A 26774-nucleotide genomic window follows, 5' to 3' on the forward strand; every position below is an offset into this window, starting at 1 on the left:
GAAGGGTCGTTCGAGACCAGGACGTTGATAGGTCAGGTGTGTAAGCGCAGTAATGCGTTCAGCTAACTGATACTAATTGCCCGTAAGGCTTGATCCTATAACAAGTCTGCCTTGTGTCGATGATCGTTAGTGCTTCAGCACTTACGAGCATCCCACGCAGAGCGTCGAGCAGCGAAGCTGATCGATGCGGCGCGCCGGTTGAAGTACCGGTGACCTGCGTAGCAAGACAAGACATGTTGGATTCTCGTGTGTGATACACACAACCTAAATTACTGCTTCTTCCAAGATTGGTTCTGTTGGCCACGCCAGCAGAACAACCCCCTTTGCCTGATGACCATAGCGAGTCGGTCCCACCCCTTCCCATCCCGAACAGGACCGTGAAACGACTCTACGCCGATGATAGTGCGGATTCCCGTGTGAAAGTAGGTAATCGTCAGGCTCCCTAAGCCAGAAACCCCCGCCCGACAAGGCGGGGGTTTTTGCATTTCAGCGGCGGAAATGCGCGTGCCAGGCGCGGAGCCATGCGGCACGAGCTACGGGCGTAGACAGCGTCATCACGCCGACCAGTCGGGCTAATCGAAACCCGACATTTCTCCCCACTGCAGCCTCGTTCACAACCGTCGGTAGCTCTGTTCCATCGACCGCACGCAGTGAGCCATCTTGCTGCCCTCTCCTCACCCATCAGACCGTGATCCGCAAGATCGGAAAAAATCTACCCGGGACGACGCTCGATTCCTTTTCGCCGATCTTTTCAGCTCCCAGCGTCAGATAGAACGGCGCAGCATTGGGATCCACTTCGACCACGAAGCTTTTGATTCCTCTCGCAGCGGCTTCGGCCCGAACGGATTCCCACAGCGCACGGGCGACACCCTGACCCATGTGATCGGGATGAACGAACAGCCATCCGGGCGTCGGTCGATCCGAATCCACTGATGCTCCGACCCAGAACCCGATGATCGACTCGCCCGATTCCGCGACGTAACCGATCGCCCCTTCGATCGTCTCCGGCGAAATCGTGAGATCGTTTTGCCACAAGTCGAGCCATTCCTTCGGATAGCCCCAATGCGCCTTTGAAAGGCGCGCCAGTCGCGTGAGCTCGTCCGCGTCCGCGGCACGCGTAGAACGCACGGTACATAGCTTGTGCATGTCGGCTCTCGTCATGGCCGACACCACCTCGGTCGGCGTTTTTCATCAGTGCATCATCCGGATCGCAGGGTCTCACCGCTCAATCGACAGCCGGCCCGCTCGCAGCAGCATTGCCTGACGCGGTTCATCCGCACACGCTCGGCGCAGCTACATCACCTGCGATGCATGTCCGGCGACGACGCGCCAGTTGGCGCCCGATCGACGCCAGAGGCGCGTATAGGCAAACGTGCCGGCGAATGCCGTGCCATCGAAATGGCCGGCGAATGCCGTGCCATCGAAATGGCCGGCGAGGGTCGCTCGCGTCGTGGTCAGGATCATCTCGTCGATCGCGCGTGCGTGCATTTCGTGGACGTCGAGTGTATCGAGACGCAGAAGCTTCGCGCGATGCGCGGCGAGGTCGTCCTCTTTCGAGATGATCTGGCCGGTCGGGACGGTGAACACCAGCTCGTCGTCCAGCAACGCATCGAGCGCTTCGATGTCGTTGGCCAGCATCGCCGCGCGGAGCGCGGTTTCGCAGGGTTCGATGACGGTACGGATTGCATCCATGTCAGGCCTCGCATCATTTCGGAGGGGAAGCGGCACGGCGGCGACAAACGCAGCCTACCGCGCGTTCGACAACGACTGGCGTCGGACCAGCATCACCAAGCAGATGCCGATCGACGCGATGAGGTTGACGGCTGGATAGAACGCGACCGCGACACTCCACGTGCTCAGTGCCAGCAACGCCAGCGCGTACTTGAGCACGCACAGCGCGAAATAGGCGAGGCTCTCGCTCCACGGATTGCGGATCGTCTTGCGCACGGTCGGGCCGAGGCCGGCAAGCTCGATCAGCGTAACCAGGCAGATCGACACCGTCGGATCGTCGGTCAGCATCCACAGCGGAATGGCCGACAGTGCCGCGCACAGGAACAACCAGTCGAGGCCCGTCCAGCCGCGCTCGCCGCGAAACAGGCTGGCGATCAGCGTCAGAAAGCATGTGAGGGCAATCGCCGCCGTGCACCACGCGGACGGCCCCGCGCCTGCAACGAACTGGCCGGCGGCCGCGATCGCCGTGACGACCGACCACACGAGCCACGTGAACAGATGCGGGCGAACGGTGCGCCGGTAGATCGCGAGCGCGTAAGGAATCGCTGCCAGCAACGACACGGCCGTTCCGAGCACGCCGAAGATCGAAGCGGGGCTCTCATCGACATTCACCATCGACGCAACCTTGTTCGGACTGGCTGACCAGTATGTGGTCAGACGGAACGGGGCGCAACGTCATGCCTGCCCCGCGGTGCGGTGAGCGCTACGCAGAATCGCACCGGAACGCGGGAGAAACCAGATCCAGGCAAACGGCACCCGGACTGCGATGCCACAGGAAAATCCACTGTCCGTCGGTGCTGGCGTGACGTCAGCGCTCGAACGTCCGCAGGCGCTCGGCGCATGCTTCGAGCCCGTCGAGCCCGAGATAGTGACTGAGCTTGCCGGCGCGAACCTTGCGGATGTCGGCCGTCAGCGTGTCCAGCAGCTTTTCGCTCGCCGCGCGGTAGGCTGCTGCTGCATCGACGCCATGGGCGGACAAGGCCGCGCCGATCAGCCGCGCGCTATCGGCGCCGCCGCCCGCGACGCAACGTGCCATCGCGTCGGCATCCGGCTGTACGCCGGCGTCGAGCAGCGCACGCATCAGTGCGACCGGCACGTCGCCGGACACGGACGCGAGCGAATCCGGTGCGATCGGTGCGCCCGATTCGAGCAACGCGGCGGCGGCCGCAAACTTCTGGCGCCGCAGCGCATAGTCGGTCGGAATCAAGCTGCCGGCGACCGGGGTGCCGAGATCCGCGACGATCGGCGCCAGTTGTGTGGTGAGTGCTGCGTCGTCGTGGTCGATCGCATCACGCAACGCGTGACGCGCGAGCACCGGCTGCGACGCGAGCGTGCCGTTGGCAAGCGGCGTGCGCCAGTCGATCACGGCCTCGCGATAGAACGCGATCAGCTTGTCCGCGAGCGGCGCCGACAGGCCATGCCCGGTCCGGCGCTCGTCGACATATTCGAGCAATGCTTCGCCGGTGCCGCTTTCGCTGCCCGGTTCCAGCGGATCCGCATGGAGTTGCAGCGCGCCGAATGCTGCGTACAGGTCGTGTGCGATCGTCGCGAGGCCGTCCTCGTGCATCGCGCCGCGCCATGCGGGCGGCAGCCCCTGTTTCCAGGCGAGCACGTGGCCATGATCCTTGGCGCCGGGTTCCGTCACGACATAGATCCGGTCGCAGTATTCGAAACCGCCGACAGGCAACGCAGCGATCTGGCCGCTCCAAGGGCGCGAGTTCTCTTCGGCGGCTTCCTCGGCCAGTTCGAGTTCGTGGTCGATCCAGCCCTGCAGATCGCGGTAGCCGTCGCTGCCGTTGTAGAACAGCTCGCCCCAGCTGATCCCTTCGATATTGCCGTTCATCTCCAGCGTCAGGTCGTAGTCGAGGCGGCCGCCGGCGGTGACGCGCCACAGCTCGAGCAACGGGAGCGGAATGTCGCCGTGACAGCAGGCCTGCACGGCTGTGATCTGGTCGGCCGGCATCGGCGGCTGAGCATCGAAGATCACGCGGCCGGCAAACAGTACGATGCCGTGCGCGCGCAGATCAGCCAGTTCGGTATCGGAAAAGAAGGTGGCTTGCATCGGAGCGTGAGCGGTGAGGGTTGATCGGGTGTTTGCCGCGGTTCATCGGCGACGGACGGCACGCGGATGTTCGCATCGTATCAGCGTCGCGTGACGAGACGCTCCGCACCCACGCGCCATTCAAGACTCCGCATTCGCCGCATGCACGTCGCGCCGAAAGGCACCGGGACTCGTGCCCGTCCATTTCCGAAACGCGCGATGAAACGCGCTCGGCTCGGTGAAGCCGAGTTCGGCCGCGATCTCCGCGACGCTCAGCGTGTGCTCGCGCAGCAGCGACTGCGCGAGCGCGCCGCGCAACTCGTCCTTGATCGCCGCGAAGCTTTGCCCTTCGCTGCGCAAACGGCGCCGCAGCGTCGCGGGCGTCGTGTCGAGGCACACGGCCAGCGTGTCGAAGTCGGGCCACTCGGCGGCCGGCAGCGCCTTCAGGTGCGCGCGCGTCTTCGCGACCCAGCCCGTGTCGTGCCGGTAGCGCACGAGGAGATTGCCGGGCGCGCCGCGCAGGAAGGTCTTCAGCGCCTGCTCCGAACGGATCGTCGGCAGCGTGAGGTACGCGGCGTTGAACGCGAGCCGGCTGTCGGGCCGGTCGAAATGCACGGGGACGCCGAAGAACTGGTGATAGTCGCTGCGCTGGCCGGGGCTCGGGCACGCGAAATCGATGCGCTGCAGCGGGATGCGCCGGCCGATCAGCCAGCACGCGACGCCGAGCAGGATCAGCCAGAAGGTCCGGTATGCAAACGCCGGGTACGGCGCGCCCGATTGCGCCAGCACGATCTGCGCCTGCCCGTCGGCCACGACGAGTTCGCCGTGCGGCTCGTCGAGCACCACGCGCAGGAATTTCAGCGCGCGCCGCAGCGCCTTGTCGAGCGTGCCGGCATGCAGCACCGCGTGGCACAGCAGCGTGAAGCTGCCGCGCCGCATCGGGCGCGCGGCGAGCCCGAAGAATTCGTCGTCGAGCGCGCCGGCGATCGCGAGCCACAGCCGGCCGTACTGCTGCGGCGTGACGGGCTCGTGCACGGCGGCCGGCAGCCCGGCGGTGCGCAGCACGGGCGCCGTCGGCAGGTCGTGCCGGCGCAGGCACGCGAGCGCATCGTCGACGAAATCCGGCGAAATCATCTGCGGCCCCATTTTCCTGCATCCTCCCGACATGGCAAAAGCGATCACGATTCTAGATTCCGTTTGTCATTGATTGCAATGTGGGGGCTGTCTACTATCGATGTATCCCCGTCGCGCCCCTGGCTCGCCGGCGGCCATAACGCACAGGAGACACGCATGCCTGAAGGAGCTACCGCCCGGCCGGTGCCGGCCTACGCCGACGCCGTGGCCCGGTTCAGTATCGAGACCGCCGCCGCGCAACTGAGCGGCGACCTGGAGCGCGGCCTGAACGCGTGTGTCGAATGCTGCGACCGGCACGCGAAGGCGGATGCGATCGCGCTCGACTGGATCGACGCCGGCGGGCAGCACCGCCGCTTCATGTTCGCGCAGATGCAGGCGTTGTCGGCCCGGGTCGCGAACCTGCTCGTCGCGCAGGGCGTGAAGCCCGGCGACGTGGTGGCCGGCCTGCTGCCGCGCACGCCGGAGCTCGTCGCGACGATCCTCGGCACGTGGCGCGCGGGCGCCGTGTACCAGCCGCTGTTCACCGCATTCGGTCCGAAGGCGATCGAGCACCGGCTGCGCATGAGCGATGCGCGGCTCGTCGTGACCAACGTCGCGAATCGCGCGAAGCTCGACGAAATCGCCGATTGCCCGCCGGTGGCGACGGTGTGCGAAGCGGGCGACACGCCGCCGGACGACGACATCGATTTCCGTGCGGCGCTCGACGCACAGTCCGATACGTTCGAGCCCGTGCTGCGCAAGGGATCGGACCTGTTCATGATGATGTCGACGTCAGGCACCACGGGCTTGCCGAAGGGCGTGCCGGTGCCGCTGTACGCGTTGCTCGCGTTCGGCGCGTACATGCGCGACGCCGTCGATCTGCGCGCCACCGACCGGTTCTGGAATATCGCCGACCCAGGCTGGGCGTACGGCCTCTATTACGCGATCACGGGCCCGTTGCTGCTCGGCCATGCGACGACGCTCTACGAGGGCAGCTTCACGGTCGACAGCACGTACGACGTGATCGAACGGCTCGGCATCACGAGCCTCGCGGGTTCGCCGACCGCGTACCGGATGCTGATGGCGGCCGGGACGGAAGCGGCCGCGCCCTTGAAGGGCCAGCTGCGGGTGGTGAGCAGCGCGGGCGAACCGCTGAATCCGGAAGTCGTGCGCTGGTTCCACGCGGCGCTCGGCGCGCCGATCCACGATCACTACGGCCAGACCGAGCTCGGAATGGTCGTGAACAACCATCACGGGCTCACGCACGTTGTCCATGCCGGTTCAGCCGGCTTCGCGATGCCCGGCTATCGCGTCGCGGTGCTCGACGAAGCCGGCCGCGAACTCGGCCCCGGCGAGCCCGGCACCCTCGCGATCGACATCGAACGTTCGCCGCTGCTGTGGTTCCGCGGCTACTGGCAGCAGGACACGCCGGCGATCGCGGACGGCTACTACCGGACCGGCGACAACGTCGAGCTGGAGCCGGACGGCACCGTGAGCTTCATCGGCCGCGCGGACGACGTGATCACGTCGTCCGGCTACCGGATCGGCCCGTTCGACGTGGAAAGCGCGCTGATCGAGCATCCGGCGGTCAGCGAGGCTGCGGTGATCGGCGTGCCCGACCCGGAGCGTACGGAAATCGTGAAGGCGTTCGTCGTCCTGTCGAAAGGGTTCGACGGCACGCCGGAACTGGCCGAGGAATTGAGTCTGCACGTGAAGCGGCGGCTGTCCGCTCACGCTTATCCGCGCGCGATCGATTTCGTCGACGCGCTGCCCAAAACCCCGAGCGGCAAGATCCAGCGCTTCGTGTTGCGCAAGATGGAAGCCGAGAAGGCCGCTCAACCCTGAATACGGACTGCGAATGAATATCAAGGATCGCGTTTTTCTGATTACGGGCGCAGGTTCCGGCCTCGGCGCCGCGGTGGCGCGCATGGTCGTCGCGCAAGGCGGCAAGGCCGTGCTGCTGGACGTCAACGACGAGGCGGGCGCGAGTCTCGCCAACGAACTCGGCTCGGCCGCGCGGTTCGTGAAGACCGACGTGACGAGCGAAGCCGACGGCCAGGCGGCCGTCGCGGCCGCGCGCGACGCGTTCGGCCGCATCGACGCGCTCGTGAACTGCGCGGGAGTCGCACCGGGCGAGAAGGTCGTCGGCCGCGACGGCCCGCATTCGCTCGACCGCTTCGCGCGCGCGGTGTCGATCAACCTGGTCGGCACGTTCAACATGATCCGGCTGGCCGCCGAAGCGATGTCGAAGCAGGACGCCGACGCGGAAGGCGAGCGCGGCGTGATCATCAACACCGCGTCGGTCGCGGCGTTCGACGGGCAGATCGGACAGGCCGCGTATGCGGCGTCGAAAAGCGGCGTGGTGGGCATGACGCTGCCGATCGCACGCGAGCTCGCGCGCTTCGGCATTCGCGTCGTGACGGTCGCGCCCGGCATCTTCGCGACGCCGATGATGGCCGGCATGCCGCAGGACGTGCAGGACGCGCTCGGCAAGAGCGTGCCGTTCCCGCCGCGGCTCGGCCGCCCGGAAGAATTTGCGGCGCTGGTGCGCCACATCGCCGAGAACACGATGTTGAACGGCGAAGTCATCCGTCTCGATGGCGCGTTGCGCATGGCACCGCGCTGACACTGGAGGAAGCGAATCATGACGACTCAGGATCCGATCGTAATCGTGGGCGCGGCGCGCACGCCGATGGGTGGTTTTCAGGGTGACCTGGCGGCAGCCAGCGCGAGCGACCTCGGCGCAGTGGCGATTCGCGCCGCGCTCGAGCGCGCGAACGTGCCGGCCGAACGCATCGACGAAATCGTGTTCGGCTGCGTGCTGCCGGCCGGCCAGGGCCAGGCGCCCGCACGACAGGCCGCGCTGAAGGCCGGACTGCCGCTCGCGGCGGGCGCGACCACGGTCAACAAGATGTGCGGTTCGGGGATGAAGGCGGCGATGTTCGCGCACGACCTGCTGCTGGCAGGTTCGGCGGGCGTGGCCGTGGCGGGCGGGATGGAGAGCATGACGAATGCGCCGTACCTGCTGCCGAAGGCGCGCGCGGGCATGCGCATGGGGCACGGGCAGGTGCTCGACCACATGTTCCTCGACGGGCTCGAGGACGCATATGAAAAAGGCCGCCTGATGGGCACGTTCGCCGAGGATTGCGCGCAGGCCTACCAGTTCACGCGCGAAGCGCAGGATGCGTTCGCGATTGCGTCGCTGACGCGGGCGCAGCGCGCGATCGCGGAAGGGCATTTCGTGTCCGAGATCGCGCCGGTGACCGTGAAGGCCGGCAAGACGGAAAGCGTCGTGTCGATCGACGAGCAGCCGGGCAAGGCGAAACTCGACAAGATTCCGACGCTGAAGCCGGCGTTTCGCGACGGCGGCACGGTGACGGCCGCGAACGCATCGTCGATCTCGGACGGCGCGGCCGCGCTCGTGATGATGCGCCGCTCGGAAGCCGAGCGCCTCGGCCTCACGCCGAAGGCCGTGATCGTCGGGCATTCGACCTATGCGGACAAGCCCGGCCTGTTCGCGACCGCGCCGATCGGCGCGCTGCGCAAGCTGTCGGAGAAAACCGGCTGGAACCTGCGCGACGTCGACCTGTTCGAGATCAACGAAGCGTTCGCGGTGGTGCCGATGGCCGCGATGCGCGACCTCGACCTGCCGCACGAGAAGGTCAACGTACACGGCGGCGCGTGTGCGCTCGGGCATCCGATCGGCGCATCGGGTGCGCGCGTGATGGTGACGCTGCTGGCCGCGCTCGAAACGTACGGCCAGAAGCGCGGCATCGCATCGCTGTGCATCGGCGGCGGCGAAGCGACGGCCGTCGCGATCGAGCGCATCGCGTAACGCATCGCGTCGTTCGCAAGCAAGCAAGCGCCAACACGGGCGGCGCGCATCGCACGGGACCTCCCCGTGTGGTGCGCGCCGCCCGTGTTTACTCGGCGGATCGTCGTGTCGTGTTACGACTTCGCATTCGGCGACACCGCGCCGCACGCGCGAATCACGAGTTGCACGACCTGTTCGGTCTTTTCGTCGAACGCCTTCTTCGTGAACGCGCGCTTGCCGCTCAGCGCGCGAATCTGCGCATCGAAATCCGCATAGTGCTGCGTGGTCGCCCAGATCAGGTACATCAGCGCGTGCGGGTCGATCGGCGCGAGCAGCCCGCGCGCGATCCAGCCTTCGATCACCTTGATGCGCGTGTCGAACCACGGCTTCACGCGTTGCGACAGGATGTCCTGCATGTGCTCCGCGCCGTGGATGATCTCGTTGGCCCACACCTTCGAGCCGAGCGGGCGCCGCTGCGACAGCGCCATCTTCGCGCGCACGTAGCCGCCGATCGCTTCCACCGGATCGTCGCCGCCCTCGAACGAGCCGGCCGCGCGGTGCCAGTCTTCGAACAGGTCGTCGAGCACGCGGCGGTACAGCGCGAGCTTGGTCGGGAAGTAGTAGTGCACATTCGCCTTCGGCAGGCCGGCGCGCTCCGCGATCATCGCGGTGCTGGCGCCGGCGAGCCCGCGTTCCGCGAATACGGCCTCCGCGCACGCGAGCAGATGCGCTTCGTTGGATTCGCGAATGTGTGCCTTGCGTCGCCGCAAAGGCGCCGGCGTTTCATCCCGGTCGGTGGCTGCGATTGCCGCCTCGTCATGTCTCATCGTGACCCTCGCGCGGCGGGCATGCCGCGTTGAGCTTCATTCTAGCCGCTGATTCGTGTCGCGCGCACGCATGGGAATGCCGCCACGCCACGGCGATGCTGCGTTGCGATGGCACGTTTCTCGCTCCGGTGCGTCGCGCAAGAAAGACGTTGCGCTGGTTATTTTGATGGTCTAAAACCTGTCCAAACGGACAGGATTTAACGCGTTTCGCGAGTCGACGGACATGCACCGCATCCGTGCGGTGTGCCCCGAAACAGGCCTCACATGCACCGGCACAGACCGGGCTGACGACATCACCGACCCCACAGGAGCGATACGAATGAACGCGGTATCGGAAACAGTGAAGCGGGCAGCTTTCGACACGTCGATCAAGGTCGACGGCAAGCGGTTGTGGGACAGCCTGATGGAAGTCGCGAAAATCGGCGCGACGCCGAAAGGCGGCGTGTGCCGTCTCGCGCTGACCGATCTCGACAAGGCCGGCCGCGACCTGATCGTCGGCTGGGCGAAGGCCGCCGGCTGCACGGTGACGGTCGATACGATGGGCAACGTGTTCATGCGCCGTGCGGGCCGCGTGGCCGACGCGGCGCCGGTCGTCACGGGCTCGCACGCGGATTCGCAGCCGACCGGCGGGCGCTTCGACGGCATCTATGGCGTGCTCGGCGGACTCGAAGTGATTCGCAGTCTGAGCGATCACGGCATCGAGACCGAGCATCCGGTCGAGGTCGTGATCTGGACCAACGAGGAGGGCTCGCGCTTCGCGCCCGCGATGGTCGCATCGGGCGTGTTCGCGGGCGTGTTCCCGCTCGAATACGGGCTGTCGCGCAAGGATGTCGACGGCAAGACGATCGGCGAGGAGCTGGCGCGCATCGGCTACGCGGGCGACGTGCCGTGCGGCGGGCGCAAGCTGCACGCGGCGTTCGAACTGCATATCGAGCAGGGGCCGATTCTCGAGGCGGAATGCAAGACGATCGGCGTCGTGACCGACGCACAGGGGCAGCGCTGGTACGAAATCACGTTCACCGGCCAGGAAGCGCACGCGGGACCGACGCCGATGCCGCGCCGCCGCGACGCGCTGCTCGGCGCGTCGCGCGTGGTCGATCTCGTCAACCGGATCGGCCTCGATCATGCGCCGTTCGGCTGCGCGACGGTCGGCATGATGCAGGTCCACCCGAACTCGCGCAACGTGATTCCCGGCCGCGTGTTCTTCACCGTCGATTTCCGTCATCCGGACGACGCCGTGCTCGCGAAGATGGATGCGGCGCTGCGCGACGGCGTCGCGCGCATCGCGGCCGACATCGGGCTCGATACCGAACTCGAGCAGATTTTCTACTACAAGCCGGTCGCGTTCGATTCCGCATGCGTGGCGGCCGTGCGCGATGCGGCCGATCGCTTCGGCTACTCGCATCGCGACATCGTGTCGGGCGCGGGCCACGACGCGTGCTATCTGGCGCAGGTCGCGCCGACGTCGATGGTGTTCGTGCCCTGCATCGACGGCATCAGCCACAACGAGATCGAGGACGCGACGCCCGCATGGATCGAGGCCGGCGCGAACGTGCTGCTGCACGCGATGCTGTCGCGCGCATGCGAGCCGGTCTCATGACGGATCGACCGTAGCGGCCGCGAGGCTGCCTATCGTCCGACATTTGCATGCCTAAGCATGACCGCCCCGACTGTGCATCCGCAGCCGGCGGGGACGGCTTTGTCTCCACTCAGTCGAAGGAACGCGTATGACCACCCAGCCAACCGGCGATATCGCCGCGCACCGCCTGCCGTCCACGCAACTCTCGTGCGAATTCGCCGATATCGCGCCGCTGCTCGATCCGACTGCCGCGGCGGCGGCGGCCAGCCGCTGCCATTACTGCTACGACGCGCCGTGCGTGCACGCGTGCCCGACGCAGATCGACATCCCGAGCTTCATCCGCAAGATCGGCAACGGCAACCTGAAGGGTGCCGCGACCGACATCCTGTCCGCGAATCCGCTCGGCGGGATGTGCGCACGCGTGTGCCCGACGGAGATCCTGTGCGAAGGCGCGTGCGTGCGCAACCATCAGGATGCGCAACCGGTCGCGATCGGCGCGCTGCAGCGGCATGCGACCGACTGGGCGATGCAGACCGGCGCGGTGCAGTTCCGGCGCGCGCCCGACACGGGCCGCCATGTGGCGGTGGTCGGCGCGGGGCCGGCCGGGCTCGCGTGCGCGCACCGGCTCGCACTCGCCGGGCACCGCGTCACGCTGTTCGATGCGCGCCCGAAGGCCGGCGGCCTCAACGAATACGGGATCGCCGCGTACAAGACCGTCGACGATTTCGCGCAACGCGAAGTCGAGTGGCTGCTGTCGGTGGGTGGCATCACGCTGGAAACGGGCGTGGCGCTCGGACGCGACGTGACGCTCGACGCGCTGCGCGAGCAGCACGACGCGGTATTTCTCGCGATGGGGCTCGGCGGCGTGCGTGCGCTCGCGATCGACGGCGAGCAACTGGACGGCGTGATGAATGCGGTCGACTTCATCGAGCAGGTGCGGCAGGCCGACGGAATGGAGAACGTGCCGGTCGGGCGGCGCGTGGTCGTGATCGGCGGCGGCAATACGGCGATCGATGCGGCGGTGCAGAGCCGCAAGCTCGGCGCCGAACGCGTGACGATGGTGTACCGGCGCGGCGTGGATGCGATGAGCGCGACGTGGGCCGAGCGCGAGTTCGCGCAGAAGAGCGGCGTCACGCTCGTCACGCACGCGAAGCCGATGCGTATGGCGGGTGCGAACGGGCAGGTGACGGGCGTCGAATTCGAGGGCGCGTCGGGCGAGCGCTTCACCGTCGACGCGGACATGGTGCTGAAGGCGATCGGCCAGACGCTCGTGCCGGACGGTATCGCGGCCGCGTTGCTGACCGCGGACGGCACGCGTATCGCGGTGGATGCGGACGGGCGCACGGCGCTGCCGGACGTATGGGCCGGCGGCGACTGCGCGGCGACGGATGGCATCGACCTCACGGTGCAGGCCGTGCAGGACGGCAAGCGCGCGGCCGCGTCGATCGACGCGACGCTCGCCGCGCGCGCCGCGAAGGCGGCCTGAACGCGCGGCGCACCGCGGGCACACCGAACACGACCCCCTTCTCACGGAGCCGAACATGGCCGATCTTCGCTGCACCATCGCAGGCATCACTTCGCCGAATCCTTTCTGGCTGGCGTCCGCGCCGCCGACCGACAAGGCCTACAACGTCAATCGCGCGTTCGAGGCGGGCTGGGGCGGCGTCGTCTGGAAGACGCTCGGGCTCGATCCGCACGTCGTCAACGTCAGTTCGCGCTACGGCGCGGTGCAATGGAACGGCCAGCGCATCGCTGGGCTGAACAACATCGAGCTGATCACCGACCGTCCGCTCGACGTGAACCTGAGAGAGATCGCGCAGGTGAAGCGCGACTGGCCGGACCGCGCGCTGATCGTGTCGCTGATGGTGCCGTGCAACGAGCGCGACTGGAAATGGATCCTGCCGCTCGTCGAAGATACCGGCGCCGATGCGGTCGAGCTGAACTTCGGCTGCCCGCACGGGATGAGCGAGCGCGGGATGGGCGCGGCGGTCGGGCAGGTACCCGAATACGTCGAGATGGTCACGCGCTGGGTCAAGGAAGGCACGAAGCTGCCATGCCTCGTGAAGCTTACGCCGAACATCAGCGACATCCGCATGGGGTCGCGCGCCGCATACAAGGGCGGCGCGGACGGCGTGTCGCTGATCAACACGATCAACTCGATCGTCGCGGTCGATCTCGATCAGATGGCGCCGATGCCGACCGTCGACGGCAAGGGCACGCACGGCGGCTATTGCGGGCCGGCGGTGAAGCCGATCGCGCTGAACATGGTCGCGGAGATCGCACGCGATCCGGAAACGCCGAACCTGCCGATCTCGGGCATCGGCGGTATCTCGTCATGGCGCGACGCGGCCGAGTTCATGGTGCTCGGCGCCGGCAGCGTGCAGGTGTGCACCGCCGCGATGCATTATGGATTCCGGATCGTGTCGGATCTCGCCGACGGCTTGTCGAACTGGATGGACGAGAAGGGCTACGCGACGCTCGACGACATTCGCGGCCGCGCGGTGCCGAACGTGACGGACTGGAAATACCTGAACCTGAAGTACGACATCAAGGCGCGCATCGACCAGGACCGCTGCATCCAGTGCGGGCTGTGCCATATCGCGTGCGAGGACACGTCGCATCAGGCGATCACGGCGACGAAGGACGGCGTGCGGCACTTCGAAGTGATCGATTCGGAGTGCGTCGGGTGCAATCTTTGCATGCATGTGTGTCCGGTCGAGCAATGCATCACGATGGAGCGCGTCGATTCGGGCGACTACGCGAACTGGACCACGCATCCGAACAATCCGGCGAGCGCGGATGCCGGTGCGAGCGGCGGCCCGGCGGCCGCGCCCGAGAAGCACGCGAAGGCGGCCTGACCGAGGTCCGGCGGCGCGGGATGGGTCGCGCCGCCGATTTTCGTTTCCCTGGGCCGGCATCGCACGATGCCGGCGCCGACGTTTTCGTGGAGTGCGATCGATGAAATCCGCAGCGAATCCCGCCGATCCCGACAGCGCCGCGGCGCACGGCGGCAGCCTGTACAACGACGACCTCGCGCCGACGACGCCGGCGCAGCGCACGTGGAAGTGGTACCACTTCGCGGCGCTGTGGGTCGGGATGGTGATGAACATCGCGTCGTACATGCTCGCGGCCGGGCTGATCCAGGAAGGCATGTCGCCGTGGCAGGCGGTGATGACGGTGCTGCTCGGCAACCTGATCGTGCTCGTGCCGATGCTGCTGATCGGCCATGCGGGCGCGAAGCACGGGATTCCGTACGCGGTGCTCGTGCGCGCGTCGTTTGGCACGCAGGGCGCGAAGCTGCCGGCGCTGTTGCGCGCGATCGTCGCGTGCGGCTGGTACGGCATCCAGACCTGGCTCGGCGGCAGCGCGATCTACACGCTGCTGAACATCCTGACCGGCAATGCGCTGCACGGCGCGGCGCTGCCGCTGGTCGGCATCTCGCTCGGGCAGCTCGCGTGCTTCCTCGTGTTCTGGGCGCTGCAGATCTACTTCATCCTGCACGGCACCGATTCGATCCGCTGGCTCGAAAGCTGGTCCGCGCCGATCAAGGTCGTGATGTGCGTGGCGCTCGTGTGGTGGGCGACGTCGAAGGCGGGCGGGTTCGGCTCGATGCTGTCGGCGCCGTCGCAGTTCGCGGCGGGCGGCAAGAAGGCCGGGCTGTTCTGGGCGACCTTCTGGCCGGGCCTGACCGCGATGGTCGGCTTCTGGGCGACGCTCGCGCTGAACATCCCCGATTTCACGCGCTTCGCGCATTCGCAGCGCGACCAGATGATCGGGCAGTCGATCGGGCTGCCGCTGCCGATGGCGCTGCTGTCGGTGGTGTCGGTCGTCGTGACGTCGGCGACCGTCGTGATCTACGGCAACGCGATCTGGGATCCGATCGACCTGACGAGCCGGATGACCGGCATCGGTGTGGGCATCGCGCTCGTGATCCTCACGCTCGACACGATGTGCTGCAACCTCGCCGCGAATCTCGTCGGTCCTGCATACGATTTTTCGAGCCTGTGGCCGAAGGCGATCTCGTACCGCATGGGCGGGATGATCACCGCGACGATCGCGATCGTGATGATGCCGTGGAAGATCCTCGCGACGACGGACGGCTATATCTTCACCTGGCTCGTCGGCTATTCGGCGCTGCTCGGGCCGGTCGCGGGCATCCTGATGGTCGACTACTTCCTGATTCGCGGTACGCAGCTCGATACGCGCGCGCTGTTCGACGAAGGCGGCGACTTCAGCTACGCGCGCGGCTGGAACCCGGCCGCGCTGGTCGCGCTCGCGGTCGGCGTGCTGCCGAACCTGCCGGGCTTCCTGCATACGGCGTTTCCGGCATCGTTTCCGAACGTGCCGGCGTTCTTCAACACGCTTTACACGTACGCGTGGTTCGTCGGCCTCGTGCTGGCGTCCGGCGTGTACGGCACCTGGATGAAGTGGCGCGCCGGACAGCGCGCACAGATCGCGAGCGCATGACGCGCGAGCCGATGCGACTCGCGCGCGGCATGCGGCACCCGACAGTCAACGAGGAGGCAACGAAATGGCAATCCTGATTCGTGGCGGCACCGTGGTCGATGCGGACCGTTCCTATCGCGCGGACGTGCTCTGCGCGGACCCGCAGGACGGCGGCACGATCCTGCAGATTGCGGAGCAGATCGACGCGCCGGCCGGCGCGACCGTCGTCGACGCGCACGACCAGTACGTGATGCCGGGCGGCATCGACCCGCATACGCACATGGAACTGCCGTTCATGGGCACGACCGCGAGCGACGATTTCTATTCGGGCACGGCTGCCGGGCTGTCGGGCGGCACGACGAGCATCATCGACTTCGTGATTCCGAGCCCGAAGCAGCCGCTGATGGATGCGTTCCGCGAATGGCGCGGCTGGGCCGAGAAATCGGCTTCCGATTACGGTTTTCACGTGGCCGTGACGTGGTGGGACGACAGCGTGCACCGCGATATGGGCACGCTCGTGCGCGAGCATGGCGTATCGAGTTTCAAGCACTTCATGGCGTACAAGAACGCGATCATGGCCGACGACGAGATCCTCGTGAACAGCTTCACGCGTTCGCTCGAACTCGGCGCGCTGCCGACCGTGCACGCGGAGAACGGTGAACTCGTGTTCCAGCTGCAAAAGGCGCTGCTTGCGCGCGGCATGACGGGGCCGGAGGCGCATCCGCTGTCGCGGCCGCCGGAGGTGGAGGGCGAAGCCGCGAACCGCGCGATCCGCATCGCGCAGGTGCTCGGCGTGCCCGTGTATATCGTGCACGTGTCGGCGAAGGATGCGGTGGATGTGATCACGCGTGCGCGCAGCGAAGGGCTGCGCGTGTTCGGCGAAGTGCTGCCGGGGCACCTCGTGATCGACGAGGCCGTCTATCGCGACCCGGACTGGACGCGTGCGGCGGCCCACGTGATGAGCCCGCCGTTCCGCTCGGCCGAGCATCGCGAGGCGCTGTGGCGCGGGCTGCAATCAGGGCAGCTGCATACGACGGCGACCGATCACTGCGTATTCTGCGCATCGCAGAAGGCGATGGGTCGCAACGATTTCACGAAGATTCCGAACGGCTGCGGCGGTGTCGAGGACCGCATGTCGGTGCTGTGGCATCACGGCGTGAATCACGGCCGCATCACGCCGAACGAGTTCGTGCGGATCACGTCGACCAATGCCGCGCAGATCTTCAACCTGTATCCGCGCAAGGGCGCCGTGCAGGTCGGCGCCGATGCCGATCTCGTCGTGTGGGACCCGGCCGCGACGAAGACGATCTCGGTGAAGACGCATCACCAGCAGGTCGATTTCAACGTGTTCGAGGGGATGACCGTGCAGGGCGTCGCGACGCACACGCTCACGCGCGGCGCACTCGCGTGGGCCGACGGCGAATTGCGCGCGGTGCGCGGCGCGGGCCGCTACCTGAAGCGCCCGCCGGCGGCCGGCTACTACGAGGCCGCGCGGATCGCGAACCGTCTGCGCGAGCCGCATCCGGTCGAGCGCGGCGGCTGAGCGGAACGTATCGCGCGGGTTGTCCGTTTGCGCGGCGCGCCCCGCGCGCGTCCGGACATCCCGTCGCGTTCATGGCGGCGGACGATCGGTGCGGGACGGCCTGTCCCGCCGGCGTCGGCCGCGCTCCGGTCCCGAATCTTCCTCGCATCCTGTCCATCTGGTCAATATATGGCACGGCTTGTGCTTTATCCCCTCCGTTTTATCCGCGAAACGGTCTGAATGCTGACTGACCGGTCAAGTTCGGAGCGCACGCGCACCTGAAGCAGGCGGCGCGCCCGAATCTGGGGCAGCGGCCGGCCGCGGCGATCCGGGTCCGCCGGAAAGCGTCGGGATATCGACAAGAGCAACGATCGGAAGGTGGGGTCAAGAGAATGTATGTAGAAGAACTGAATAAATTGTCAAGGACTGAAACGAAGACGGTGCGCGTGGCGACGCGAACGGGCGCCATGCTGCTTGCGCTGTCGGTGGGCATGCCGGCGGTCGCAATCGCGCAGGGGACGGGGACCGTCGCGCCGGGGGCCGGTCTGCAGGTCGCCGAGAGCGGCACGGTCACGCCGAATGCGCCGCCGGCACCCGCGCCGTCGCCGTATCTGTCGGCATGGTTTCACCAGAGCCTCGGCGTGATCGGGTCGAAGGACATCCGCTTCGGGCCGCACACGACCAATGACGTGTACCTCGAATACGAATATTTCGGCCGGAAGGGGCCGTTCGACCTGTACGGCTATGTCGATCTGCCGCGTGCAATCGGCGTCGGCAACGGCTACGACTCGGGCTATACGAACAAGGGCTCGCCGCTGTTCAGCGAGCAGGAGCCGCGCGTGTCGATCGACGATCTCCTCGGCCGGCATCTCGGATTCGGGCCGTTCAAGGAATGGTATGTCGCGTTCGACTGGATCTACGACCAGGGGCACAACACGGCCGGGCGGCAGAACACGCTGTATGCGGGCTTCGGCACCGACATCGACACGCATACGAAGCTGATGCTGTCCGCGAACCTGTACGTGCGCCGGCAATGGGAGAACTACGGCGCAGCCAACCAGAACACGTGGGACGGTTATCGCGCGCAGATGAAATACATCTACCCGATCGGCACGTTCCACGGCGGCAACCTGACCTACGTCGGGTTCTTCAACTACGACTTCGGTTCGAAGCTGCGCGAGGAGACGGGCGGCAATACGCGCACCGACACCGCGTTCGTGTCGACCAACGTGCTGATCTATTCGTTCAAGCATTGGCGCTTCTGGACCGCGGCCCGCTATTTCCACCACGGCGGCCAGTGGGGTGGCACCGAGCTGAATTTCGGCGACGGGCCGTTCCAGAACCGGTCGACCGGCTGGGGTTATTACGCGAGCGTCGGCTATCAGTTCTGACGGGCCCGCGCCCGCGACACGATCATGAATCTCACACGAACGAGGCAAGCAATGTTGAAGGGGAACGTACTGAAGTTGGCGGCAATCATCGCGCTGGTCGCGACGATGACGGCCGGCGCGCACGCGGCCGGCGAACGCGTGCATCGGCCGCGTGCGATCAAGGTGCTGATCGTCACGATGTTCGGGCCGGAAGGCAAGGCGTGGCTCGACCGGATCGGGCCGGTGCAGAAGATCGCGGTGCCGGGCCTGTCGCCCGACTACCCGGACATCAGTTGCACGCGCAACGAAGTGTGCGTGCTGACGACCGGCATGGGCCACGCGAACGCGGCTGCGTCGATAGCGGCGCTGGTCTATTCGCGCCGGTTCGACCTGCGCAAGACCTATTTCGTGGTGACCGGCATCGCCGGCATCGATCCGGCGCAGGGCACGCTCGGCTCGGCCGCGTGGGCGCGCTACCTGGTCGACTTCGGGATCCAGTGGGAGCTGGATGCGCGCGAGATCCCGGCCGGCTGGAGGTCGGGCTATCTCGGCATCAACACGAAGAACGGGGACGAGAAACCGCCGCTTGACTACCGCACCGAGGTGTTCCGGTTGAACGAGGCATTGCTTCGGAAAGCCGTCGCGCTGTCGCGCGACGTGACGCTGCACGACAGCAAGGAAGCGGCCGCGTATCGCGCGAAGTATCCGGACGCGCCCGCGAACCGGCCGCCGACCGTGATCCAGTGCGATACGCTCGCGGGCGACACGTGGTTCTCGGGCACGAAGCTGGGCGAGCGCGCCAGCGAATGGACGCGCCTGCTGACCGACGGCAAGGGGGTGTACTGCACGACGCAGCAGGAAGACAATGCGACGTTCGAAGTGATCAAGCGGGCGGCCGCGGCAGGGCTGGCCGATACGCAGCGCGTGGCCGTGCTGCGCTCGGGTTCGGACTTCGACCGGCCGCCGCCGGGCGGCTCGGACGTCGACAATCTGCTCGATTACCAGAGCCAGGGCGGGTTCGTGCCGGCCCTCGACAATCTGTACCTCGCCGGTTCGCCGCTCGTGAACGCGATCGTGAAGGACTGGGCGCACTGGAAGGACGGCGTACCGGCCGAGTGATGGCCGCCGTCGGCAGGACACGGGCGCGCTTCGGGCGCGCCCCGGCAGTTCAATAACATCGAGAGAAAGGAGCACAAGGTGGATATTCTGCGCAGTCTCCTGGGTATGCTGTTCCTGCTATTGGTTGCCTATCTGCTGTCGAACAACCGTCGGGCGGTCAGCACGCGGACCATGATCGCCGCGCTGCTCACGCAGTTCGCGATCGGCGCGCTGGTGCTGTTCGTGCCGTCGGGCCGCGCGGCGCTGGCCGCGGTCGCGAACGGCGTCAATCGCGTGCTCGACATGGGCAATCACGGCATCGCGTTCGTGTTCGGCGGGCTGGTCGACGCGCGGATGTTCCAGTTGTTCGGCGACGGCGGGTTCGTGTTCGGCCTGCGCGTGCTGCCGATGATCATCTTCGTCACCGCGCTGATCTCGGTGCTGTACTACATCGGCGTGATGAAGTGGATCGTCGCGATCCTCGGCGCGGGGCTCGCGAAAGTGCTCGGCGTGAGCCGCATCGAGGCGTGCTCGGCCGTCGCGACGATCTTCCTCGGGCAGAGCGAGATGCCCGCGCTCGTGAAGCCGTTCGTGCGCAACATGACGAGCGCGGAGATCTTCACGGTGATGGCGAGCGGCATGGCGTCGGTCGCGGGCTCGGTGCTGGTCGGCTACGCCGGCCTCGGCGTGAAGATGGAGTACCTGCTTGCCGCGTCGTTCATGGCGGTGCCGGGCGGGCTGCTGTTCGGCAAGCTGCTGTTTCCGACCGTCGAGCCGAGCCGCGTGGTGGTCGACGGCCTCGATTTCGACGACAAGCGCGCTGCCAACGTGATCGAGGCGGCCGCATCCGGCGCATCGGTCGGCCTGCGCATCGCGATCAACGTCGGCGCGATGCTGATCGCGTTCGTCGGGCTCATCGCGCTGATGAACCTGATCATCAGCGGCGCGGCCGCGTTCGCGGGCTTTCCGCAGGTCACGCTGGTCGGTATCATCGGCCACCTGTTCGCGCCGCTCGCGTGGATCATCGGCGTGCCGTGGCACGATGCGACGCTGGCCGGCAACTTCATCGGCGAGAAACTGATCTTCAACGAATTCGTCGCGTACGGCGACTTGTCGCCGTACCTGAAGGGCGGCGCGCATGCGGCGGCGGCCGGCCTCCAGGTGCTCGACCCGAAGACGCTCGCGATCGTGTCGTTCGCGCTGTGCGGTTTCGCGAACTTCTCGTCGATCGCGATTCTCGCGGGCGGCTTCAGCGCGGTCGCGCCCGAGCGCCGCTCGGACGTCGCGCGGCTCGGCTTGCGCGCGCTGACGGCCGCGACGCTGTCGAACCTGATGAGCGCGGCGATTGCCGGCCTGTTTTTCTCGCTGCATTAGCGTGAACAGGCCCTAAGCCGTGCAGTCGACTCCGACCAATCGAAGCGAGGCAACGATGTTTCTACCGCAGGAATTCATTCGCAGGAAGCGCGACGGGCAGCCGCTCGATCGCGACGGCATGGCCGCGTTCGTGCGCGGCGTGACCGACGGCAGCGTGACCGAGGGCCAGGTGGCCGCGTTCGCGATGGCCGTGTATTTCAACGACCTGAGCACCGACGAACGCGTCGCGCTGACGCTCGCGCAGCGCGATTCGGGCGACGTGCTCGACTGGCGCGCGCTCGATCTCGGCGGGCCGGTGATCGACAAGCATTCGACGGGCGGCGTCGGGGATGTCGTATCGCTGATGCTCGGGCCGATGGTGGCCGCGTGCGGCGGCTATGTGCCGATGATCTCGGGGCGCGGGCTCGGCCATACCGGCGGCACGCTCGACAAGCTCAGCGCGATTCCCGGTTACGACGTGATGCCCGCGACGGACGCGTTTCGCCGCACGGTGCGCGAGGTCGGCGTCGCGATCATCGGGCAGACCGCGCGGCTCGCACCGGCCGACAAGCGCATCTATGCGATCCGCGACGTGACGGCGACCGTCGAATCGGTCGCGATGATCACCGCGTCGATCCTGTCGAAGAAGCTCGCGGCGGGGCTCGACGGGCTCGTGATGGACGTCAAGGTCGGCTCCGGCGCATTCATGCCGACCGCGGAGAAATCGGCGGAACTGGCCCGCAGTATCGTCGACGTCGGCAACGGCGCCGGCATGAAGACGACCGCGATCCTCACCGACATGAACCAGTCGCTCGCGCCGTGCGCGGGCAATGCGCTCGAGGTCGCGTGCGCGATCGACTACCTGACGGGCAAGTCGCGTCCCGCACGTCTGCACGACGTGACGATGGCGCTGTCGGCCGAATTGCTCGTGACCGGCGGGCTGGCGCGCGATGCGGCCCACGCGCGCGAGAAGCTGCGGCAGGCGCTCGATTCCGGCGCGGCGGCCGAGCGTTTCGCGCGCATGGTCGTCGCGCTCGGCGGCCCGGCCGACCTGATCGACGCGCCCGCGCGGCATCTGGCGCGGGCGGCGGTGATCGTGCCGGTTCCGGCGCCCGCGAGCGGCGTGGTGCAGCGCGTCGATTGCCGCGCGCTCGGGCTGGCGGTGGTCGCGCTCGGCGGCGGCCGCACGCGCGCGGAGGACGCGATCGACGTCAGCGTCGGCCTGTCGGCGCTCGTGGAGATCGGGCAACGCATCGAGGCAGGTGAGCCGCTCGGCTTCGTACACGCCCGCGACGAAGCGGCCGCGGCCCACGCGGTGGACGCGGTCCGCCGCAGCTACGTGCTCGGCGAGACGGGCGAAGCGCCGCCGACCCTTTACCAGCAGATCGGCTGATCCTGCTCCCGGAGGCATCACCACGATGGAACGAGACGAACTGATCGAACAGGCCAAGGCGGCGCGCGAGCGCGCGTATGCGCCGTATTCGCGCTTCAAGGTCGGCGCGGCGCTGCAGGCGCGCGACGGGACGGTTTTCCACGGCTGCAACGTCGAGAACGCGTCGTACGGACTGTGCAATTGCGCGGAACGCACGGCGCTGTTCGCGGCGATCGCCGCCGGTTATCGGCCGGGGGATTTCGCGCGGCTCGCGGTCGTCGGCGACACGGACGGCCCGATCGCGCCGTGCGGCGCCTGTCGTCAGGTGATCATCGAGATCGGCAAGCCCGACATCGAAGTGATCCTCGCCAACCTGAAAGGGGCCATCGAGATCACGACGGCCCGCGCATTGCTGCCGGGCGCGTTCACCCTGTAACGGCGCGCGCCGCGGCGAACCGCATGCGTCGCCTCACGCGCCGTCGCGCGCGTCGCGGATCGGGATCACGGTGCGTGCGCCGCACTGACGCAGCAGGTCGCGCAGCTCGTTGATGACCGGGAACACCTCGTGGTTCCAGTCGGCGCCCTGGCGATCGTGCGCTTCCTGCTCGCGCTCGACGATCCAGCGATCCTCGCGGAAGATGCGCTCGGTGAACCACACGAGCAGCGGCCACGCGAGATCGAGTGCGAACGGGATGCCGGGCTTGTGGATCGACAGCAGTCCGAACGTGCGGTTGGTGCGCTGCTCGGCGTCGAGCGGCACGTAGACGATCCACAGGTCCATCACGAGCGTGCCTTCGCTCGAGCGAATCTGCAGCGTCTGGTACGGATAGCCGGTGCGTACCGTCATCACGCTCTTGTCGGACTGGTCGGCCGGCTTCTTGCTCGCGCCGAACACGAGCGCCTCGCCGACCGGCTGCTTGCCTTCCATCCGCGCGAACGTGTAATCGACCTCGACCCAGTCGTCGCCGCGGCGACGGCCCACCGAGCGCGCGCGCATCTGCCCCATCTGCTTGCGATGCAGGAACTGATGGTTCATGTCCATCAGGTTCTCGTGCATGAACGAGTAGTGGCACTTGACCTCGCGGCCGAAGCGGCGCGTCTTGTACGCAGGGTTGTCCGCCGATTCGAGCGCGGGGAACGGCCGTTCTTCGGCGAGCGTGGCATCGCCCGGGAACACGAAGATCAGCCCATGCGCCTCGCGGCACGGATACGCGCGCACGCCGTTGGGCAAGCGCTCGCGGCCGAGGTAGGGCACGTCGACGCAGCGGCCGCTGTCGCACGCGTAGGTCCAGCCGTGATAGCAGCAGCGCAGCGTTTCGCCGCTCACGACGCCCGCATGCAGCGGTACCTGGCGGTGCGCGCAACGATCCTCGAGCGCATACACGGCGCCCGATTCGGTGCGCACGAGCACGATCGGGTCGCCGGCGAAGCGCACGCCGAGCGTCTTGCCGCGCTTGAGCTCGCGCGACCACGCGAGCGGATACCAGTGATCCGGATGAATGGGCACGCGGCGCAGGTCGCGCACGACCGCGCCGGTGGACGGTTCTTCGAGGGTGTTGCTGTCAGGCAAAGGCACTGCGCGCATGCGTGACGCCTCCTGGCGGGACTGAATGTCGAGCGCCGCAAGAAGCGGCGGGAATCCGGAGAGTCTACGCGAAGTTGCCGGCTGCGGCGGACGCGATGCGGGTTTGCCCCGGCATCGCGTCCGCCGATTCGTTGATGTGGCGCAAACGGGCCGCCGCCGGTGCGTGGCGGCCGCGGCGCGGCTGGGCGGCGGGCGGCATCCCGTCACGCAGCCGGGTGGGGCACAGGCGGCTCAAAGCAGCTCACAAGCCGGCTTCGCGCCACAGCACCGCGTCGGCACGGTACAGCGCCGGGAAGTGCTGCTTCAGCCCGGCGACTTTCGGCAGGTCGTTGAACGCGATATACGGTGCATCGGGATGCAGTTCGAGGTAGTTCTGATGATAGGCCTCGGCCGGATAGAACCCCTTGTAGGCTTCGACGCGCGTGACCACGGGCGCCGGAAACACATGCGCGCTGCCGAGCTGCGCGATGTACGCGGTCGCGACCGCGCGTTGCTGCGCGGTGGTCGGGAAGATCGCGGACCGGTACTGCGAGCCTTCGTCGGGGCCCTGCCGGTTCAGTTCGGTCGGGTCGTGCGCGACCGAGAAGAACACCTGCAGCAGCCGGCCGTACGTGATCTGGGTCGGGTCGTAGACGATGCGTACCGATTCTGCGTGCCCCGTCAGCCCCGAGCCGACGAGCGCGTAGTGCGCGGTTTCGGACGCGCCGCCCGCATAGCCGGCGGTGACCTGCTTCACGCCCTTCACGTGCTCGAACACGCCCTGCACGCCCCAGAAGCAGCCGCCGGCGAGCACGGCCGTCTCGTCGTGCGACGCGCCGGGCGTTTCGTCGAGCGTCGGCGCAGGCACGGTGCGCATCGGCTCGGCGGAATTGACGATGCGCTGGTAGCCGAACACGGCGGCCACCGCGACGGCGATGGCGCCGATGCGGCGCAGCATGACCGCGCGCCGTCGTGCGGCGGCATCGCGGGTCGGGATCGGGTTCATCTTTTGCTCCTTCGAAATGCGTTGAGAAAAGCGGCGCTCGGATGGCGGCGGCGCGCGCGATCAACCGAAAGTGAATGCATACGCATCGACACCCGGATCGAGGAACTCGATCGCGAACGTGCGATCGGCGATCGCGCCGGGCTGCCGGACGAGCTGGTACAGGCGCTGGCCGGTGACGGTGCCGTAGCCCTGCGCATCGACATCCGTGCCATGCGCGGCAGCGGGCGCGGCGCCGTCGAGCGTCACGCGAAAGCGCACGGGCCGGCCGTTCGCGCCGGGGCCGAGCACCAGGTGCAGGTCGCGTGCATGGAAGCGGTAGACGATCCGGCCATCCGGCGCGGCGAGCGCTGCGCGCTCGGCGCCGACGTTCCACGTGCCGGCAAGGCCCCAGTCGTTGAGATCCGGATGGGCCGGCCCGTCGTAGCGGTGCACCGCATCGCGCACGACGCCGCCCGGCGACGCGAAGCTTTCCGCGCGCGCATAGCCGACATAGGTTTCGGGCGAACGGACGTCCGCGCTGTCGGCCGCCGCGAGCGCACCTTGAGCGGGCGCGCCGGCGAGCCCGAGCGGCACGTTCAGCGCATCCGGATGGCCGGCTTCGGCGAGCAGCGACTGGATCGCGCGTTCCGATTGCGCGTATTCGCCTTCGCCGAAGTGGTGATGGCGGATCCGCCCTTGCGCGTCGATGAAGTAATGCGCGGGCCAGTATTCGTTGTTGAACGCGCGCCAGATCGAATAGCCGTTGTCGATCGCGACCGGGAAGTCGATGCCGAGGTCGTGCACGGCTTTCTTCACGTTGCCGATGTCGCGCTCGAACGCGAACTCCGGCGCGTGCACGCCGATCACGACGAGCCCGTACGGCGCGTACTTGCGTGCCCAGGCGGTCGTGTACGGCAGCGTGCGCAGGCAGTTGATGCATGAATACGTCCAGAAATCGACCAGCACGACCTTGCCGCGCAGCCCGGCCGCCGTCAGCGGCGGCGAATTCAGCCACTGCACCGCGCCGTCGAGCGACGGCAGCGTGCCTTCGACCGGCAGCGCGGACGGCGTCGCGCCGGCCGTACGCATCATCGCGCCGCCGGCCATCGCACCGCCGCCGGCCTGCGCGCCATCGGCCGCGGCGGCCATCATCGCGCTGCCCGTCGCGTTGTCGGTGGCACCGGTTGCGGCCGTCGCTGCCGGCGCGCCGTTCGAGCGGCCGCCGAGGCGGTCGACGAGCTTCGTTTCGAGCCCGCCCGTGGTGACGGTCGACAGTTGCGCGAGGGCGCCCGTGTCGAGGCCGAGCGCGATCGCGCCGACACCGGCCAGGAGCGCCGCGCCGATCCCGCGCCGGATCCATTCGCCGGCGCCGAGCGAGCGCTTCATCGCGGCGAACACCTTGCCGCCGATCACGAGCGCGACGCCGAGCGAGGTCGCCGCGCCGGCCGCATACGCGACGAGCAGCAGCGTCGTGCCGACGCTCGCGCCGCGCAGCGCGGCGCCGGTCAGCACGAGGCCGAGGATCGGGCCCGCGCACGGCGCCCACAGCAGGCCGGTGGCGACGCCGAGCAGCAGCGACGATGCCGGGCCGGCCGGGCGGCCGTCGCGTTGCGCGAACCCGGTGAGCCGGTTGCCGGCGGCGACGAGCGGGCGCGTCAGGTGTTCCGCGAAGCGCGGCATCAGCAGCGTCAGGCCGAACACCGCGAGCAGCACGATCGCGATCCAGCGGCCGGCCTGGTTGGCCTGCGCGACCCAGCCGCCGCCGACGGCGGCGAGCGTCGCGACGACGGCGAACGTGAGCGCCATGCTGGCGAGCAGCGGCAGGCCGCTGCGCACGAACGGCTGGTCGGCGCGCGCGAACACGAACGGCAGCACGGGCAGGATGCACGGGCTCAGGATCGTGAGCACGCCGCCGAGATAGGCAAGGACGATGAGCAGCATGGTGCGTTCTCCAGTCGG

The 26774-nt window shown here is 67.6% G+C and carries 22 protein-coding genes and 2 rRNA genes; 15 read left to right on the plus strand and 9 right to left on the minus strand.

Features of this window, described 5'->3' with window-relative positions; all coding sequences use genetic code 11:
- Together HWW87_RS36525 and rrf are read left to right on the plus strand one after the other, a co-directional pair.
- Window positions 1–97 (plus strand): 23S ribosomal RNA (locus HWW87_RS36525); the annotation flags it as partial.
- A gap of 229 nt (window positions 98–326) precedes the next feature.
- Window positions 327–439, plus strand: a 5S ribosomal RNA gene (gene rrf / locus HWW87_RS36530).
- Window positions 440–681: 242 nt separating this feature from the next.
- On the opposite strand, the gene HWW87_RS36535 is transcribed toward rrf, so the two are convergent.
- The 5 genes from HWW87_RS36535 to HWW87_RS36555 all read right to left on the minus strand — a co-directional run bounded on the left by HWW87_RS36535 (window position 682) and on the right by HWW87_RS36555 (window position 4918).
- Complete coding sequence (locus HWW87_RS36535; protein ID WP_175824339.1) at window positions 682–1161, minus strand: GNAT family N-acetyltransferase; 480 nt, start codon at window positions 1159–1161, stop codon at window positions 682–684.
- A 132-nt stretch (window positions 1162–1293) separates the two neighbouring features.
- Complete coding sequence (locus HWW87_RS36540; protein WP_175824340.1) at window positions 1294–1692, minus strand: nuclear transport factor 2 family protein; 399 nt, start codon at window positions 1690–1692, stop codon at window positions 1294–1296.
- Window positions 1693–1746: 54 nt separating this feature from the next.
- Entirely contained in the window at window positions 1747–2346 is a 600-nt protein-coding gene (locus tag HWW87_RS36545; protein WP_175824341.1) for a hypothetical protein, read from the minus strand.
- A 193-nt stretch (window positions 2347–2539) separates the two neighbouring features.
- Window positions 2540–3793, minus strand: coding sequence for an SMI1/KNR4 family protein (locus HWW87_RS36550; RefSeq protein ID WP_175824342.1), 1254 nt, complete (start codon window positions 3791–3793; stop codon window positions 2540–2542).
- Window positions 3794–3913: 120 nt separating this feature from the next.
- On the minus strand, window positions 3914–4918 hold the full coding sequence (locus HWW87_RS36555) for an AraC family transcriptional regulator (protein ID WP_175824343.1): 1005 nt from the start codon (window positions 4916–4918) through the stop codon (window positions 3914–3916).
- A 144-nt stretch (window positions 4919–5062) separates the two neighbouring features.
- On the opposite strand from HWW87_RS36555, the gene HWW87_RS36560 reads away from it, so the two are divergent.
- From HWW87_RS36560 to HWW87_RS36570, 3 genes are read left to right on the plus strand one after another with little or no spacing between them, the layout of a single operon-like run.
- A complete protein-coding gene (locus HWW87_RS36560; protein WP_175824344.1) occupies window positions 5063–6730 on the plus strand; it encodes an acyl-CoA synthetase in 1668 nt (555 codons plus the stop codon).
- Window positions 6731–6743: 13 nt separating this feature from the next.
- Window positions 6744–7511, plus strand: a complete 768-nt coding sequence (locus tag HWW87_RS36565) for a 3-hydroxyacyl-CoA dehydrogenase (RefSeq protein WP_175824345.1) — start codon at window positions 6744–6746, stop codon at window positions 7509–7511.
- An 18-nt stretch (window positions 7512–7529) separates the two neighbouring features.
- Window positions 7530–8720 carry an acetyl-CoA C-acetyltransferase gene (locus HWW87_RS36570; RefSeq protein ID WP_175824346.1) on the plus strand — a complete coding sequence of 397 codons (1191 nt, stop codon included), beginning with the start codon at window positions 7530–7532 and terminating at the stop codon, window positions 8718–8720.
- Window positions 8721–8833: 113 nt separating this feature from the next.
- Here HWW87_RS36570 and HWW87_RS36575 read toward each other — a convergent pair whose 3' ends face one another.
- Entirely contained in the window at window positions 8834–9526 is a 693-nt protein-coding gene (locus HWW87_RS36575; protein ID WP_174434500.1) for a TetR/AcrR family transcriptional regulator, read from the minus strand.
- A gap of 319 nt (window positions 9527–9845) precedes the next feature.
- Here HWW87_RS36575 and HWW87_RS36580 point away from each other — a divergent pair, with 319 nt between their 5' ends.
- The 10 genes from HWW87_RS36580 (at window position 9846) to HWW87_RS36625 (ending at window position 22702) form a co-directional block, all read left to right on the plus strand.
- Window positions 9846–11126 (plus strand): Zn-dependent hydrolase, encoded by a 1281-nt coding sequence (locus HWW87_RS36580; RefSeq protein WP_175824347.1) that lies wholly within the window; start codon window positions 9846–9848, stop codon window positions 11124–11126.
- 127 nt (window positions 11127–11253) lie between these two features.
- The gene (locus tag HWW87_RS36585; protein ID WP_175824348.1) at window positions 11254–12591 is read left to right on the plus strand and encodes an NAD(P)-dependent oxidoreductase; all 1338 of its coding nucleotides are present in this window, start codon (window positions 11254–11256) and stop codon (window positions 12589–12591) included.
- A gap of 55 nt (window positions 12592–12646) precedes the next feature.
- Window positions 12647–13963, plus strand: a complete 1317-nt coding sequence (gene preA / locus HWW87_RS36590) for an NAD-dependent dihydropyrimidine dehydrogenase subunit PreA (protein WP_175824349.1) — start codon at window positions 12647–12649, stop codon at window positions 13961–13963.
- Window positions 13964–14063: 100 nt separating this feature from the next.
- Window positions 14064–15572 carry an NCS1 family nucleobase:cation symporter-1 gene (locus HWW87_RS36595; protein WP_175824350.1) on the plus strand — a complete coding sequence of 503 codons (1509 nt, stop codon included), beginning with the start codon at window positions 14064–14066 and terminating at the stop codon, window positions 15570–15572.
- 64 nt (window positions 15573–15636) lie between these two features.
- Entirely contained in the window at window positions 15637–17094 is a 1458-nt protein-coding gene (hydA, locus tag HWW87_RS36600) for a dihydropyrimidinase (RefSeq protein WP_175824351.1), read from the plus strand.
- A 425-nt stretch (window positions 17095–17519) separates the two neighbouring features.
- Complete coding sequence (locus tag HWW87_RS36605) at window positions 17520–18464, plus strand: nucleoside-specific channel-forming protein Tsx (protein ID WP_279608070.1); 945 nt, start codon at window positions 17520–17522, stop codon at window positions 18462–18464.
- Between the two features lie 51 nt (window positions 18465–18515).
- Complete coding sequence (locus HWW87_RS36610) at window positions 18516–19562, plus strand: purine nucleoside permease (RefSeq protein ID WP_175824352.1); 1047 nt, start codon at window positions 18516–18518, stop codon at window positions 19560–19562.
- Between the two features lie 78 nt (window positions 19563–19640).
- A complete protein-coding gene (locus tag HWW87_RS36615; RefSeq protein WP_175824353.1) occupies window positions 19641–20915 on the plus strand; it encodes a NupC/NupG family nucleoside CNT transporter in 1275 nt (424 codons plus the stop codon).
- 55 nt (window positions 20916–20970) lie between these two features.
- Window positions 20971–22287, plus strand: coding sequence for a thymidine phosphorylase (deoA, locus tag HWW87_RS36620; protein ID WP_175824354.1), 1317 nt, complete (start codon window positions 20971–20973; stop codon window positions 22285–22287).
- Between the two features lie 25 nt (window positions 22288–22312).
- On the plus strand, window positions 22313–22702 hold the full coding sequence (locus HWW87_RS36625) for a cytidine deaminase (protein WP_175824355.1): 390 nt from the start codon (window positions 22313–22315) through the stop codon (window positions 22700–22702).
- A 33-nt stretch (window positions 22703–22735) separates the two neighbouring features.
- Here HWW87_RS36625 and HWW87_RS36630 read toward each other — a convergent pair whose 3' ends face one another.
- The 3 genes from HWW87_RS36630 to HWW87_RS36640 form a co-directional block, all read right to left on the minus strand.
- Entirely contained in the window at window positions 22736–23851 is a 1116-nt protein-coding gene (locus HWW87_RS36630; protein WP_175824356.1) for an aromatic ring-hydroxylating dioxygenase subunit alpha, read from the minus strand.
- 241 nt (window positions 23852–24092) lie between these two features.
- Complete coding sequence (gene msrA / locus HWW87_RS36635) at window positions 24093–24836, minus strand: peptide-methionine (S)-S-oxide reductase MsrA (RefSeq protein ID WP_175824357.1); 744 nt, start codon at window positions 24834–24836, stop codon at window positions 24093–24095.
- A gap of 60 nt (window positions 24837–24896) precedes the next feature.
- Complete coding sequence (locus tag HWW87_RS36640; protein ID WP_175824358.1) at window positions 24897–26756, minus strand: cytochrome c biogenesis protein DipZ; 1860 nt, start codon at window positions 26754–26756, stop codon at window positions 24897–24899.
- Window positions 26757–26774: the final 18 nt, after the last annotated feature.

Source organism: Burkholderia sp. BCC0419, assembly GCF_902830285.1.
Taxonomy (GTDB): domain Bacteria; phylum Pseudomonadota; class Gammaproteobacteria; order Burkholderiales; family Burkholderiaceae; genus Burkholderia.

What these genes read in the sequence shown, in the direction of transcription:
- HWW87_RS36535 (WP_175824339.1), bottom strand. Translation starts at nt 1,161, where the DNA reads ATGACGAGAGCCGACATGCACAAGCTATGTACCGTGCGTTCTACGCGT.
- HWW87_RS36540 (WP_175824340.1), bottom strand. Translation starts at nt 1,692, where the DNA reads ATGGATGCAATCCGTACCGTCATCGAACCCTGCGAAACCGCGCTCCGC.
- HWW87_RS36545 (WP_175824341.1), bottom strand. Translation starts at nt 2,346, where the DNA reads ATGGTGAATGTCGATGAGAGCCCCGCTTCGATCTTCGGCGTGCTCGGA.
- HWW87_RS36550 (WP_175824342.1), bottom strand. Translation starts at nt 3,793, where the DNA reads ATGCAAGCCACCTTCTTTTCCGATACCGAACTGGCTGATCTGCGCGCG.
- HWW87_RS36555 (WP_175824343.1), bottom strand. Translation starts at nt 4,918, where the DNA reads ATGGGGCCGCAGATGATTTCGCCGGATTTCGTCGACGATGCGCTCGCG.
- HWW87_RS36560 (WP_175824344.1), top strand. Translation starts at nt 5,063, where the DNA reads ATGCCTGAAGGAGCTACCGCCCGGCCGGTGCCGGCCTACGCCGACGCC.
- HWW87_RS36565 (WP_175824345.1), top strand. Translation starts at nt 6,744, where the DNA reads ATGAATATCAAGGATCGCGTTTTTCTGATTACGGGCGCAGGTTCCGGC.
- HWW87_RS36570 (WP_175824346.1), top strand. Translation starts at nt 7,530, where the DNA reads ATGACGACTCAGGATCCGATCGTAATCGTGGGCGCGGCGCGCACGCCG.
- HWW87_RS36575 (WP_174434500.1), bottom strand. Translation starts at nt 9,526, where the DNA reads ATGAGACATGACGAGGCGGCAATCGCAGCCACCGACCGGGATGAAACG.
- HWW87_RS36580 (WP_175824347.1), top strand. Translation starts at nt 9,846, where the DNA reads ATGAACGCGGTATCGGAAACAGTGAAGCGGGCAGCTTTCGACACGTCG.
- HWW87_RS36585 (WP_175824348.1), top strand. Translation starts at nt 11,254, where the DNA reads ATGACCACCCAGCCAACCGGCGATATCGCCGCGCACCGCCTGCCGTCC.
- preA (WP_175824349.1), top strand. Translation starts at nt 12,647, where the DNA reads ATGGCCGATCTTCGCTGCACCATCGCAGGCATCACTTCGCCGAATCCT.
- HWW87_RS36595 (WP_175824350.1), top strand. Translation starts at nt 14,064, where the DNA reads ATGAAATCCGCAGCGAATCCCGCCGATCCCGACAGCGCCGCGGCGCAC.
- hydA (WP_175824351.1), top strand. Translation starts at nt 15,637, where the DNA reads ATGGCAATCCTGATTCGTGGCGGCACCGTGGTCGATGCGGACCGTTCC.
- HWW87_RS36610 (WP_175824352.1), top strand. Translation starts at nt 18,516, where the DNA reads ATGTTGAAGGGGAACGTACTGAAGTTGGCGGCAATCATCGCGCTGGTC.
- deoA (WP_175824354.1), top strand. Translation starts at nt 20,971, where the DNA reads ATGTTTCTACCGCAGGAATTCATTCGCAGGAAGCGCGACGGGCAGCCG.
- HWW87_RS36625 (WP_175824355.1), top strand. Translation starts at nt 22,313, where the DNA reads ATGGAACGAGACGAACTGATCGAACAGGCCAAGGCGGCGCGCGAGCGC.
- HWW87_RS36630 (WP_175824356.1), bottom strand. Translation starts at nt 23,851, where the DNA reads ATGCGCGCAGTGCCTTTGCCTGACAGCAACACCCTCGAAGAACCGTCC.
- msrA (WP_175824357.1), bottom strand. Translation starts at nt 24,836, where the DNA reads ATGAACCCGATCCCGACCCGCGATGCCGCCGCACGACGGCGCGCGGTC.
- HWW87_RS36640 (WP_175824358.1), bottom strand. Translation starts at nt 26,756, where the DNA reads ATGCTGCTCATCGTCCTTGCCTATCTCGGCGGCGTGCTCACGATCCTG.